Raw genomic sequence first — 12,519 nt, 5'->3', positions numbered from 1 at the left:
CGTCATTCGTCATCAACAAGGAGCTTCCGATGAAACTGTTCTATAAAGCCGGCGCCTGTTCGCTGTCCCCGCATATCGTGCTGCGCGAGGCAGGGCTGGATTTCACGGCGGAGAAGGTCGATCTGGCGCAGAAGAAAACCGAGAGCGGCGCCGATTACCTTGCCATCAATCCCAAGGGACAGGTCCCGGCGCTGCTGCTGGACGATGGCAGCCTGCTGACCGAAGGCGTGGCGATCGTACAATACCTGGCGGACCGCGTGCCGGACCGCAACCTGATCCCGGCGGCGGGCACCCTGTCGCGCTACCACGCGATCGAATGGCTGAACTACATCGCCACCGAACTGCACAAAGGGTTCAGCCCGCTGTTCAACCCGAAGACGCCCGAGGAATACAAAACCATCGCGCGCGCCAGGCTGGAGCAGCAGTTCAGCTATCTGGATTCGGTGCTGGCGAAGCAGCACTTCCTGTTGGGGAGCCGTTTCAGCGTGGCTGACGCCTACCTGTTCACCGTGCTGCGCTGGGCATTCGCCCTTCAGTTTGACGTGCGCAAGCACGCCCATCTGGCGGCCTGGTTCGATCGCGTTGCGGCGCGCCCGGCGGTAGACGCGGCGCTGAACGCCGAAGGATTGAAGTAAACACTCGGCCCCGGTGGCTATCGCCGGGGCCCGTTGCACTTACAGTTTTACCGCTTTGAATTCGCTACGCGGCTGCACGATCCGATCCTGCGCCGCCACCACCTGCAGCTCGTATTCGCCCATCTCTTGAGTCGTCAGCATCACCTCATACACGGCGGCGGTCACGTGCTCCAGCGCTTTATCCAGCGCCTCGCCCTTCAGCAGATCCACCAGCAGCAGACCGCTGGTCAAATCGCCGACGCCGACCGGCTGACGCGCGCCGAAGTCCACCAGCGGCCGGCTGATGTGCCAGGCCTCGTCCGCTGTCACCAGCAGCATTTCGAAACAGTCGGCGTGATAGCCGGCGCGGGCCAGGTGCTTGACCAGCACCAGCCGCGGCCCTTTGGCAATCAGCACGCGGGCGGCCTGCACCGCATCAGCCACGTCGGCGACGGCCATCTGGCTCAGCATTTCCAGCTCCAGCAGGTTCGGCGCCACCATGTCGCTGCACGGCAACGCCTGGCGGCAGTGAAACTCGGCCACGCCCGGCGCCACGATGCAGCCCTTTTCCGGATGCCCCATCACCGGATCGCAGAAATACCAGGCATTCGGGTTCGCCTGCTTAACCTGACGCACGATCTCCAGAATATGGTCGCCCTGCTCCGGCGAACCGATATAGCCACTCAACACCGCATCACAGCGCTTCAGCTGATCGATATTGGCGATGCCCTGCGCGATTTCGGTCAGATGGCTGGCCGGCATGACGCAGCCGGTCCACTGACCGTATTGCGTATGGTTGGAGAACTGCACCGTGTTCAGCGGCCAGACGTTGACGCCCATGCGGCGCATCGGAAACTCAGCCGCACTGTTGCCGGCGTGACCAAACACCACGTGCGACTGGATAGAAAGAATGTTTTTCATCGACAGACTCGTTCTGAATACGGCAGCCGGGCGGCTGCGCAAAAATAAAGGGGCCGCCAGGGCCCCTTACCGTCATTATTCGCTTACTGCCAATCCACCAGGCAGTAGTGTTTCTTGCCGCGACGCAGCAGCGTGTAGCGGCCGAACAGACGATCTGAATCGCTGAAGCGGTATTCGGCATCGGACTGTTTCTCACCGTTGATGGTCACCGCGTTGGAACCGATCATGGTGCGCGCCTGGCCGCGTGACGGCACCAGTTCGGCATTCACCAACGCCTGCTGCAGATCGGCGTCGCCATCAAGTTTGATGGTCGGCATACCGTCCTGCGCCAACTGGGCGAAGTCCGCTTCGGTCATGTCATGCAGCGCGCCGGAGAACAGGCTCTGGGTGATACGCTTGGCGGCCGCCAGGCCTTCCGCACCGTGCACCATGCCGGTCACTTCTTCCGCCAGCACGTACTGGGCGCGCGGCGCCTTGCCGCTGTTCTTGTCTTCTTCTTCCAGCGCGTTGATGTCTTCCAGGCTCATGAAGGTGAAGAACTTCAGGAAGCGGTAGACGTCGGCATCGGCGGTGTTGATCCAGAACTGGTAGAACTTGTACGGGCTGGTTTTTTCCGGCGCCAGCCAGACCGCGCCGCCTTCGGTTTTACCGAACTTGGTGCCGTCTGCTTTGGTGATCAACGGCACGGTCAGACCGAACACCTGCTTCTGGTGCTGGCGACGGGTCAGATCGATACCCGAGGTGATGTTGCCCCACTGATCGGAACCGCCGATCTGCAGCTCCACCTGGTGGCGGTTGTACAGCTCGGAGAAATCGAAGCCCTGCAGCAGGTTATAGGAGAACTCGGTAAAGGAGATACCGGAGTCATCGCGATTCAGGCGCTGCTTGACCGCTTCCTTGTTGATCATCTGGTTGACGGAGAAGTGCTTGCCGATGTCACGCAGGAAGGTCAGCACGTTCATGCCGCCGAACCAGTCGTAGTTGTTGGCCGCGATAGCGCTGTTGCTGCCGCAGTCGAAATCGAGGAACGGAGAAACCTGCTTGCGGATCTTCTCGACCCACTCGTTCACCGTATCGGTAGTGTTCAGCTTGCGCTCCGCCGCTTTGAAGCTCGGATCGCCGATGAGGCCAGTGGCGCCGCCCACCAGCGCTACCGGCTTGTGGCCGGCCAGCTGGAAGCGCTTCAGGCACAACAGAGGAACCAGATGGCCCAAATGCAAGCTGTCAGCGGTCGGATCGAAACCGCAATACAGTGCAATTGGCCCTTGCGCCAGTCGCTCCGCTAACGCTTCCTCATCCGTAACCTGGGCAACGAGGCCCCGCTCTTGCAGTTGTTTAATCAAGTTGCTGCTTGCCATCAATGACTCCATGTATAAACGAATGCACCTTTGCCGGTACACGGCCTTTCGCCCAGTGGCGAAATAAAAATTCAGGGTAGCGCATAGAATAAAGCGCCGGCGGCGTCAGCACCAGCGCTTAGAGGGGATTTTACGTCTTCAAGGTGCCAGTCGGTCAATTTTCCAGTCATTCCCGTCCCGCTGATACAGGAAACGGTCATGCAGGCGATGGGCGCCGCCTTGCCAGAACTCGACGGAGTCAAATTTCACGCGGAATCCGCCCCAGAAACTCGGCAACGGCACTTCGCCCTGCTGGAACTTTTGCTTCAACTCGAGGAATTTGCTTTCTAGCACGCCGCGCGCGGAAATGCGCGACGACTGCTGCGACACCCAGGCGCCGATCTGGCTGTCCTTCGGCCGGCTGTTGAAGTACTTCAGCACGTCGAGGGTCGACAGGCGCTCCACCTGCCCCAGGAAAATCACCTGACGGTCGAGCATGTGCCAGGGAAACAGCAGGCTGATATGCGGGTTTTGCGCCAGCTGCTGTGCCTTGCGGCTGCCGAGGTTGGTGTAGAACACCAGCCCCTGCTCATCGAAATGCTTGAGCAGCACGATGCGCTGATACGGCTGGCCGTGTTCGTCGACGGTAGCGACGCACATGGCGGTAGGATCGGCCAGGCACGCGTCGCAGGCCTGTTTCAACCAGCGTTCGAACAGTTCGAGCGGGTTGGCGGTCAGATCGTTGCGGCGCAGGCCGCCTCGGGTATATTCACGGCGCAGGTCCGCAACATCAAACTCATTCTTTTCAATCATCTGGTTTATCGACCAACTGAAAAAATCCGTCGTTACATTCTGCGCCTGCGGCGTCAGGAACTCAATCGCTCCGACGCCGCCGTGACCGTCACTCCGTCAACACGCAGTCGCTCATGACTACCTTACCGTTGCGCTCAAGATAGGCGTTACGATCTTTCGACCAAAAAGTGTATTTACCGTCGCTGTATTTGGCACCGGTCAGCGCCAGCACCTGCTTAAGATGCAGCTGCTCGCCGTCCATCAGCAGGCTGACTTCGCTCGCCTTGCCGTCGAGCGCCACCGTCAGCGGCGTAGTGCCGCACTGGTAGTGCATCGTCTGGCTGCTCTGCGGCAGGATGTAGCTGCAGCCGGACAACGCCAGCGCGCCGGCGACGAAAATGACTTTTTTCATGCTGTTGCTCCTTAGAGAAATCCTTCACAGGTTATCCTAACAGAGCTAACGGCCCCTCAACGGCAAAACCGGATAAATCCCACCCAGCACCGTTTCACGGCTGGCGCCGGTGACCGAAGGCAGGTTGCCGGCCTGGCCGGACAGCGTGCGAAACGCCAGCCAGGCAAAGGCCAGCGCCTCCATGTCGTCTCCGCTGACGCCGCAATCGTCGGTCAGCCCGACCTCCGTGCCCGGCAACAGCGCCGACAGGCGCGCCATCAGCAGCGTGTTGCGCGCTCCGCCACCGCAGACCAGCAGGCGCTCGCACCCGCCGGCCAGTTGTACCTGTTCGCTGATGCTGACGGCGGTCAGCTCTGTCAGCGTGGCCTGCACGTCGACCGGCGCAATCGCCGGCAATCCGGCCAGCTGCCGCTCCAACCAGGCGATATTGAAATACTCTCGGCCGGTGCTTTTCGGCGCCGGTAGCGCAAAGTAAGGGTCCGCCAGCATTTGCTGCAACAGCGGCAAGCAGACTCGCCCCTGCATCGCCCAGCCGCCGTCCTGATCGTAAGGTTGCGCACGGTGACGCCAGACCCAGGCATCCATCAGCATATTGCCCGGCCCGGTATCGAAACCGCGCACCGGCGCACCGGGCAACAGCAGAGAAAGGTTGGCAATGCCGCCGACGTTCAGCACCATACGCCGCTCGACGGGATGCCCCAGCAGCGCCTGATGAAACGCAGGCACCAGCGGCGCGCCCTGCCCGCCGTAGGCCATATCGCGCCGGCGGAAATCGCCGACGGTGGTGATATTGGTCAGCGCGGCGATGCGGTTGTTGTCGCCGAGCTGCATCGAGAAACGCGCGTCGCCTTCCGGTTCGTGCCACACCGTCTGGCCGTGGCAACCGATGGCGGTGATCTGCTCGGCGTCGATGCCGGTTTGCTTCAGCAGGCCAAGCACCGCCTCGCCAAACAGCGTGCCCAGCTGTGCGTCCAATCGGCCGACGGCGGCCAGCGTGGTCTGCTGCCCCTGGCACATCCCCAGGATCTCTTTTTTCAGCGCGATCGGCATCGGATGGCTATAGCTGGCCTGCTGCGCCACCATGCGATCGTCGATCGCGGCCAATACCACATCGATTCCGTCCAGACTGGTGCCGGACATGACGCCTATATAGCGGCCTGACTTCATAGCAACATCCTCTAACCCGCGCGGTAAGCAAATTTCATCCTGACAAATAAACCAGAATTGCCGGATTAACGCCATGAATTATGATGCTTTTTTTACAGGCCGTGAGCCAGGTGCGCCGCGGTGGCACATTTCATGTGTTAAACCGTGCGTTAACCGGCAACGGAATGTCGGTGAGGCTGTCATAAAGGTAAACCGCGGTTTATTATTGGTTGAACAGAGAAAAGTTAAGCTGCGTGCAGCGATGAGGCATGGCGCTGTATCAACTTTCAGCCATACTTTGTCTATCATTTTCACTGAATCTTGCCTGGTGAGCATTGCCAGGTTATGGACTACTACCACCAGGAGTTTTATATGATCAAGCGTCTTCTCGTCGTTGCCGTCGCCGCCGTTACGTTGGCTGGGTGTGCCAATGAATCCATGTCCGGCGATGTCTACTCGTCCTCGCAGGCCAAACAGGTGCAGAACGTCACCTACGGGACGCTGGTTTCCGTGCGTCCGGTGAAAATTCAGGGCGGGGAAGGTTCCAACGCCTTGGGGATGATCGGCGGCGCAGTGATTGGCGGGCTGTTGGGTAACACCGTTGGCGGCGGCACCGGTCGTACGCTGGCTACCGCGGCGGGCGCTATCGCCGGCGGCGCAGCGGGCAACAGCATCGGTGAAGTGGCCGGTCGTACCTCAGGCTACGAGCTGGAAATCAAAACCGACCAGAAAGAGAACATCGTCGTGGTGCAGAAAGCGGGCGACACCAAGTTCAGCCCGGGCCAGCGCGTGCGCATGGCGCGCATGGGCGACACCATTACCGTCTCTCCGCTGTAAGTCAGCCGGCGGCACACGGCAAACCGGAGGCAATCGCCTCCGGTTTTATTTCTGATGCTGTGAAACTGTAATCGTAGAAAATAAGAATATTATTATTTGTTCTGCAGTTCGGTGATATTTTGTTCTAACTTGCCAATCAGCCCTACCAACAGATGCACTTCGTCGGCGGTAATGCCGCTTAAAATCTCACTGCGCGTAGACGTGATCACACTATCGACTTCTCTGATGATCGGATCGGCCGCTTCGGTCAACTTGATGCGCTTCGCGCGGCGATCGTTGGCACAGGTGTGACGCGTGATCAGCCCTTTCTCCTCCAGTTGGTCCAGCGTGCGAACCAGTGACGGTTGCTCGATACCGATCGCCTTGGCCAGCTGGATTTGCGACTGCTCCGGCGGCAAGCGATTGATATTGTGCAACGTAACCCAATGCGTTTGGGTCAGCTCCAACGGCTTGAGCCGGTGATCGATGAGCGCTCGCCAAACACGAACCAATCGTGCTAAATCTGAACCTAATGTTGACTCCACTTACCCCTCCTTATAATTAGCATGCTAACATTACCTCCCAGAGCTTAGACTATTTTGGGTAACTCACATTAAAAACACAAATGTATATAATGTATATTGTGGAAATAACCACTATTTTTAGCCGCTATTGTTTAATCGTTATGCAAATATTCAACATATTCACCCTTAGGGATTGTTAATGTGAATACATCATGGTTACACACCTCATCCCCCTTACCCGATTTGGTCCTGGGGGCATCGCTTTATTTTCCACCTATATTTAAAGCTTTTTTACTAGGACTGGTCTTATGGCTGCTGATTCATCAGCTGCTGAGAGACTGGATGTATTCCGGTGAAATCTGGCATCCCATGTTGATGGACCTGTCCATTTTCGTTCTGACCGTCAGCGGTTCCTTATGGATTTTAGCGAGTTGGTAACCCATGCAGCATAAAACATTAAAATACTTCTCTACGGTGATCGTCTGCGCCATTGCCGTCTGCGCCGGTTGGTGGCTATGGAATTATTATATGCAATCCCCATGGACCCGTGACGGAAAAGTGCGCGCAGAACTCGTCAATATCACCCCTGAAGTCTCTGGAAGATTAGAGAAAATAAGCGCGAATGACAATCAGTTCGTACCTGCGGGAAGTCTGATTTTTACCCTCGACCCGGTGCCCTACCAGATTGCGCTGGACAATGCCGAGGCCGCGGTGGCAAAAGCGCAATCCGATCTGGCCAAAGCGGACCATGAGGCTGCCCGCCGCCGCGGTTTACCGCGTAACGTTATTTCCGCTGAAGACTTGGACGAGTCCAATTTAGCCGCTCAGGCAATGAAGGCCGCCTATAAAGCCGCCCTGGCCAACCTGGAACAGGCCAAATGGAATTTGAGCAAAACCAAAATTTATGCGCCAACCGACGGTTATATCACCAACCTGCAGGCACGCGTCGGAAACTACGCCAACGCCGGCACGCCCCTGGTGGCGTTGGTGGATGTGCATTCGTTTTATGTGCTCGGATATTTCGAAGAAACCAAGCTGAAGCATATAAAAGAAGGCAATAAAGCGGACATCGTTTTATATAACGGCAACACGCCGCTGCAGGGGGAAGTAGAGAGCATCGGACGCGCCATTTACGATCAGAGCGTCGACAGCAGCAACGATCTATTAATGGACGTTAAGCCCAATGTTCCTTGGGTACGTTTGGCCCAGCGTGTGCCGGTGCGGATAAAATTGCTCAACGTGCCCGCCGATTTGACGCTGGTCGCCGGTACCACCTGCACCATTTCGATTCATCAGCGGAACTAAAGTGTGAACCTGCCTTTTCTGGAGTGGAGCCGTACCCCCTGGGGTAAGGCGACCGGCGGCCAATGGCGCTATGCGCTGCGCAACTCGCTGGCGATGTGTCTGGCGTTGTGGGTGGCGTTCGTGCTCGAGCTCGACGAACCCTATTGGGCGCTCACCTCCGCCGCGGTGGTGAGTTTCCCCACCATCGGCGGCGTGATCAGCAAAAGCATCGGCCGCATCTTCGGCAGCCTGGTGGGCGCCGCCGCCTCGGTAGCGATCGCCGGCCACTGTCTGAACGATCCCTGGCTGTTTACGCTGTTCATCGCCGCCTGGATCGGGCTGTGCACCTACGTCTCGAATCATTACCAAAACAACGTCTCTTACGCCTTCGCGCTGGCGGGCTATACCGCCGCCATCATCGCCTTCGGTACGGTCAACGTCACCGATACCCAGCAGATATTCGATATCGCTCAGGCGCGGGTTTGCGAAGTGATCACCGGTATTCTGTGCGGCGGGTTGATGATGATGATCCTGCCCAGCACCTCTGACGGCGAAGCCTTGCTGACCTCGCTGCGGCGCATGCAGCTACGCCTGCTGGAGCACGCCGCCATGCTGTGGCAGCCGGAGGTCACCGCGCAGATGCGCACCTCGCACGAGGGGGTCATCGGCCAGATCCTGACCATGAACCTGCTGCGCATTCAGGCATTCTGGAGCCACTACCGGCTGCGGCGGCAAAATAACCTGCTCAACTATCTGCTGCACCAGCAGCTGCGCATTACCAGCGTCATTTCCAGCCTGCGCCGCATGCTGCTGAACTGGCCGGATCGCCCTGCTAATCTGATGCCGGTGCTGACACAGCTGCTGGACGAGCTGCGCGATCCCGCCACCGATAAATATCGCTTGGCGCGTCTGCTCCAGCAGATCGCCCCGCAAGATGCGACGGACTACCGCCATCGCGCCTTCTGGCTGCGGTTGCGCGATTTCTGTTGGCTTTACCTGCGCTGCAACCGCTGGCTGCTGCGGTTGGAAAGCGCCACGGCGGTCAGCGATCTCCAGCCGCCGCACGTCACCTCACTGGCGCGCCACACCGACAGCTACGAAGCCGCCTATAACGGCCTGCGCACCTTTTTATGCATCGTGATCGGCTGCGCCTACTGGATCAACACGCAGTGGGACGCCGGCAGCGCGGCGCTAACGCTCACCGCCATCAGCTGCGTGCTCTACTCCTCCACGCCTTCGCCGATCAACAGCGTCAGCACCTTGCTCAAGGCGGTGCTGCTGCTCTCGGTCGCCTGCTTTGTGGTGAAATTCGGTTTGATGATCCAGATTGACGACTTCTGGGTGTTCTGCGCCTTCCTGTTCCCTATTCTGGTGACCATGCAAATGCTCAAGCTGCAGAATCCGCCTTATGCCGCGCTCTGGGGGCAGCTGATCGTCTTCATGGGCTCGTTTCTGACCGTCAGCAACCCGCCGAGCTATGACTACCAGTCCTTTATCAATGACAACATCGGTAAAATCGTCGGTGTATTGCTGGCCGGGTTGGCGTTTCAGATCCTACGCCCCAGTTCGGACAAGCGAAAAAGCCGCCGCATTATCCGCGCGCTGCGGCGCGATTTTATCGATCAGTTGAGCAAAAAGCCGCAGCAGAGCGAAAGCCAGTTCGAATCGCTGATCTACCATCGCATCAGCCAACTCAATCAGAGTCAGGATCAGGAGGCCCGCACCTGGCTGCTGCGCTGGGGCGTGGTGCTGCTCAACTGCAGCCATATCGTCTGGCAGCTGCGCGACTGGCAGACCCGTTCCGATCCGCTGTCGGCGGTGCGCAACGTCTGTATCCACTGCCTGCGCGGCATTATGACGGAGAAAGGCGTGCAGCACAGTTCGCTGGACGCCACGCTGCAGGAGCTGCTGCGCATGAGCAACGCGTTGGCGCACCACCCGGAACAGGCGGCGCGCGATCTGGCCGGCCTGATCTGGCGGCTCTACTGCTCACTGCAGCAATTGCAACAGGCGATGGGGCAGCCCGCCGCCGCACCGGCCGTTAGCGGCGGATGATCACTTGACCACGCCGCAGGCGAAGCGTTCGCCGCCACCGCCGAGCGGCTGTGGATGATCCGAATGGTTATCGCCGCCGGCGTGCACCATCAGCGCCTTACCCTCTATTTCGCTGATTTTTTTCAGCCGCGGTGCCAGCACCGGGTAGTTTGCCATGCCGTCGGCGGTCACATAGATGGCCGGCAAATCCCCCAGGTGCCCGTCGGCGTACGGCCCGAGGTGTTTCCCGGTCTTTTGCGGGTCGAAATGTCCGCCGGCCGCCAGCGCCGCCACCGCTTTACCTTCCTTCATGCCCGGCTCGCAGCTGCCTTTTTCATGCACGTGGAAACCGTGTACTCCGGCCGGCAACGCTTTCAGGCTCGGCGTGAACAGTAAGCCATACGGCGTTTCGCTGATGACTACCTTGCCGATATCCTGACCGATACCCTGCCCGGTCACCAGATGCATCTCAACGTCAGCTGTCGCCGCCTGAGCCGCGCCACACGCCATCAAGCCGAGCGCCGCATACCAATAACGTTTCATCAATCAGTCTCCTTAATGACTACATCGAGCTATCAGTATAGGAGAGCCTGCGCCGGCACTGTTAACCAACGCACAATCTCGCTAATTTGATTCGCAGGCCTAATATTTAGGGCTAATACTATTTCTACCGATGTTGGTCCTCTGACCAGCTGTCGTTCGGCTAACGTTGTTTCCCTGTTTCCACCGCCGACGCATGAGAGTTCACTCCCCGGCCAGGCGGCATACTTCATAAGGAACTGATATGGGCATCTTTAGCTATAAGGATCTGGACGAAAATGCGTCGAAGGCGCTGTTTTCCGACGCCTTGGCCATCTCTACCTACGCTTACCATAATATCGATAACGGCTTCGATGAAGGCTATCACCAGACCGGTTTCGGCCTCGGTCTGCCGCTGACGCTGGTCACTGCGCTGATCGGCAGTACCCAGTCGCAGGGTGGCCTGCCTGGCCTCCCTTGGAACCCCGACTCCGAACAGGCCGCGCAGGAGGCGGTAAACAATGCCGGCTGGTCGGTGATCAGCGCCGCGAAGCTCGGTTACGCCGGCAAAACCGATGCGCGCGGCACCTACTACGGCGAGACAGCCGGTTACACCACCGCGCAGGCCGAAGTACTGGGCAAATATGACAGCGAAGGCAATCTCACCGCCATTGGCATCTCATTTCGCGGCACCAGCGGCCCGCGCGAGTCGTTGATCGGCGATACCATCGGCGATGTGATTAACGATCTGCTGGCCGGGTTCGGGCCGAAAGGCTATGCCGACGGCTATACGCTGAAGGCCTTCGGCAATTTGCTGGGCGACGTGGCGAAATTCGCTAAGGCCCACGGGCTGAGCGGTGAAGACGTGGTGGTCAGCGGCCACAGCCTCGGCGGGCTGGCGGTCAATAGCATGGCAGCGCAGAGCGACGCCAACTGGGGCGGCTTCTACGCGCAGTCCAACTATGTCGCCTTCGCCTCGCCGACCCAGTACGAAGCCGGCGGTAAGGTGATCAACATCGGCTACGAGAACGACCCGGTGTTCCGCGCGCTCGACGGCACCTCACTGACCCTGCCGTCACTGGGCGTACACGATGCGCCGCACGCCTCCGCCACCAACAATATCGTCAACTTCAACGACCACTACGCGTCGGACGCCTGGAACCTGCTGCCGTTTTCCATTCTCAACATTCCGACCTGGCTGTCGCACCTGCCGTTCTTTTATCAGGACGGCCTGATGCGGGTGCTGAACTCCGAGTTTTATTCACTGACCGACAAGGACTCGACCATCATCGTCTCCAACCTGTCGAACGTGACGCGCGGCAATACCTGGGTGGAAGACCTGAACCGCAACGCGGAAACGCACAGCGGACCGACGTTTATCATCGGCAGCGACGGCAATGATTTGATCAAGGGCGGCAAAGGCAACGACTATCTCGAGGGCCGCGACGGCGACGATATCTTCCGCGACGCCGGCGGCTATAACCTGATCGCCGGCGGCAAAGGCCACAATATCTTCGATACCCAGCAGGCGTTGAAAAACACCGAGGTCGCCTACGACGGCAACACGCTTTACCTGCGCGATGCCAAGGGCGGCATTACGCTGGCGGACGACATCAGCACCCTGCGCAGCAAAGAAACCTCCTGGCTGATTTTCAGCAAAGAGGTGGATCACCAGGTGACAGCAACCGGATTGAAATCGGATGCGGGCCTCAAAGCCTATGCCGCCACTACCACCGGCGGCGACGGCGATGATCTCCTGCAGGCTCGCGGCCACGACGCCTGGCTGTTCGGCAACGCCGGCAACGACACGCTGATCGGCCACGCCGGCGGCAACCTGACCTTCGTCGGCGGCAGCGGCGATGACATCCTGAAGGGCGTCGGCAACGGCAATACCTTCCTGTTCAGCGGGGATTTTGGCCGCGACCAGCTGTATGGCTTCAACGCCACCGATAAACTGGTGTTTATCGGTACCGAAGGCGCCAGCGGGAATATTCGCGACTACGCCACGCAGCAAAACGACGATCTGGTGCTGGCCTTCGGGCACAGCCAGGTCACGCTGATCGGCGTCTCGCTCGATCACTTCAATACCGATCAGGTGGTGTTGGCCTAAGGATCAGCAT

The 12,519-nt window shown here is 59.0% G+C and carries 13 protein-coding genes; 6 read left to right on the top strand and 7 right to left on the bottom strand.

Translation table 11 applies throughout. The annotated features are described in order from the left end of the window. The first annotated feature begins 29 nt into the window (after positions 1–29). Positions 30–635: a glutathione transferase GstA gene (gene gstA, locus FOT55_RS13695; protein WP_025302671.1), complete on the top strand. Its 606-nt coding sequence runs from the start codon at positions 30–32 to the stop codon at positions 633–635. A gap of 39 nt (positions 636–674) precedes the next feature. Here the strand turns inward: gstA and pdxY are convergent, their stop codons facing one another. From pdxY to anmK, 5 genes are all read right to left on the bottom strand, one after another. Continuing rightward, positions 675–1,535 carry a pyridoxal kinase PdxY gene (gene pdxY / locus FOT55_RS13690; RefSeq protein ID WP_049209382.1) on the bottom strand — a complete coding sequence of 287 codons (861 nt, stop codon included), beginning with the start codon at positions 1,533–1,535 and terminating at the stop codon, positions 675–677. Positions 1,536–1,618: 83 nt separating this feature from the next. Continuing rightward, positions 1,619–2,893, bottom strand: a complete 1,275-nt coding sequence (gene tyrS, locus FOT55_RS13685) for a tyrosine--tRNA ligase (protein ID WP_025302669.1) — start codon at positions 2,891–2,893, stop codon at positions 1,619–1,621. A 138-nt stretch (positions 2,894–3,031) separates the two neighbouring features. Next, positions 3,032–3,685, bottom strand: coding sequence for a pyridoxamine 5'-phosphate oxidase (pdxH, locus tag FOT55_RS13680; RefSeq protein ID WP_147823572.1), 654 nt, complete (start codon positions 3,683–3,685; stop codon positions 3,032–3,034). Positions 3,686–3,773: 88 nt separating this feature from the next. Then, the gene (locus FOT55_RS13675; protein WP_004931294.1) at positions 3,774–4,076 is read right to left on the bottom strand and encodes an MliC family protein; all 303 of its coding nucleotides are present in this window, start codon (positions 4,074–4,076) and stop codon (positions 3,774–3,776) included. A gap of 45 nt (positions 4,077–4,121) precedes the next feature. Next, on the bottom strand, positions 4,122–5,243 hold the full coding sequence (anmK, locus tag FOT55_RS13670) for an anhydro-N-acetylmuramic acid kinase (RefSeq protein WP_025302667.1): 1,122 nt from the start codon (positions 5,241–5,243) through the stop codon (positions 4,122–4,124). Positions 5,244–5,594: 351 nt separating this feature from the next. Here anmK and FOT55_RS13665 point away from each other — a divergent pair, with 351 nt between their 5' ends. Next, complete coding sequence (locus tag FOT55_RS13665) at positions 5,595–6,059, top strand: outer membrane lipoprotein (RefSeq protein ID WP_025159710.1); 465 nt, start codon at positions 5,595–5,597, stop codon at positions 6,057–6,059. A 92-nt stretch (positions 6,060–6,151) separates the two neighbouring features. Here the strand turns inward: FOT55_RS13665 and slyA are convergent, their stop codons facing one another. After that, on the bottom strand, positions 6,152–6,583 hold the full coding sequence (gene slyA / locus FOT55_RS13660; protein ID WP_004931301.1) for a transcriptional regulator SlyA: 432 nt from the start codon (positions 6,581–6,583) through the stop codon (positions 6,152–6,154). Between the two features lie 180 nt (positions 6,584–6,763). Between slyA and FOT55_RS13655 the strand changes: the two genes are divergently transcribed. Genes FOT55_RS13655 through FOT55_RS13645 form a run of 3 tightly spaced genes read left to right on the top strand, consistent with a single transcriptional unit; the run spans position 6,764 to position 9,901 of the window. Continuing rightward, positions 6,764–7,000 carry a DUF1656 domain-containing protein gene (locus FOT55_RS13655; protein ID WP_004931303.1) on the top strand — a complete coding sequence of 79 codons (237 nt, stop codon included), beginning with the start codon at positions 6,764–6,766 and terminating at the stop codon, positions 6,998–7,000. Between the two features lie 3 nt (positions 7,001–7,003). After that, positions 7,004–7,867 (top strand): efflux RND transporter periplasmic adaptor subunit, encoded by an 864-nt coding sequence (locus FOT55_RS13650; RefSeq protein WP_004931305.1) that lies wholly within the window; start codon positions 7,004–7,006, stop codon positions 7,865–7,867. 3 nt (positions 7,868–7,870) lie between these two features. Then, on the top strand, positions 7,871–9,901 hold the full coding sequence (locus tag FOT55_RS13645) for an FUSC family protein (RefSeq protein WP_025302666.1): 2,031 nt from the start codon (positions 7,871–7,873) through the stop codon (positions 9,899–9,901). On the opposite strand, the gene sodC is transcribed toward FOT55_RS13645, so the two are convergent. Continuing rightward, on the bottom strand, positions 9,902–10,423 hold the full coding sequence (gene sodC / locus FOT55_RS13640) for a superoxide dismutase family protein (protein ID WP_025302665.1): 522 nt from the start codon (positions 10,421–10,423) through the stop codon (positions 9,902–9,904). A gap of 241 nt (positions 10,424–10,664) precedes the next feature. Between sodC and FOT55_RS13635 the strand changes: the two genes are divergently transcribed. After that, positions 10,665–12,509 (top strand): polyurethane esterase, encoded by a 1,845-nt coding sequence (locus tag FOT55_RS13635; protein WP_147823571.1) that lies wholly within the window; start codon positions 10,665–10,667, stop codon positions 12,507–12,509. The last annotated feature ends 10 nt before the right edge of the window (positions 12,510–12,519 follow it).

Source organism: Serratia bockelmannii (assembly GCF_008011855.1).
Classification (GTDB): Bacteria; Pseudomonadota; Gammaproteobacteria; order Enterobacterales; family Enterobacteriaceae; genus Serratia; species Serratia bockelmannii.
This window is presented reverse-complemented; position numbering and strand designations above follow the sequence as displayed.

Coding starts and splice junctions, on each gene's coding strand:
- FOT55_RS13665 (WP_025159710.1), top strand. CDS start 5,595: ATGATCAAGCGTCTTCTCGTCGTTGCCGTCGCCGCCGTTACGTTGGCT.
- FOT55_RS13635 (WP_147823571.1), top strand. CDS start 10,665: ATGGGCATCTTTAGCTATAAGGATCTGGACGAAAATGCGTCGAAGGCG.
- anmK (WP_025302667.1), bottom strand. CDS start 5,243: ATGAAGTCAGGCCGCTATATAGGCGTCATGTCCGGCACCAGTCTGGAC.
- sodC (WP_025302665.1), bottom strand. CDS start 10,423: ATGAAACGTTATTGGTATGCGGCGCTCGGCTTGATGGCGTGTGGCGCG.
- tyrS (WP_025302669.1), bottom strand. CDS start 2,893: ATGGCAAGCAGCAACTTGATTAAACAACTGCAAGAGCGGGGCCTCGTT.
- gstA (WP_025302671.1), top strand. CDS start 30: ATGAAACTGTTCTATAAAGCCGGCGCCTGTTCGCTGTCCCCGCATATC.
- pdxH (WP_147823572.1), bottom strand. CDS start 3,685: ATGATTGAAAAGAATGAGTTTGATGTTGCGGACCTGCGCCGTGAATAT.
- FOT55_RS13675 (WP_004931294.1), bottom strand. CDS start 4,076: ATGAAAAAAGTCATTTTCGTCGCCGGCGCGCTGGCGTTGTCCGGCTGC.
- pdxY (WP_049209382.1), bottom strand. CDS start 1,535: ATGAAAAACATTCTTTCTATCCAGTCGCACGTGGTGTTTGGTCACGCC.
- FOT55_RS13650 (WP_004931305.1), top strand. CDS start 7,004: ATGCAGCATAAAACATTAAAATACTTCTCTACGGTGATCGTCTGCGCC.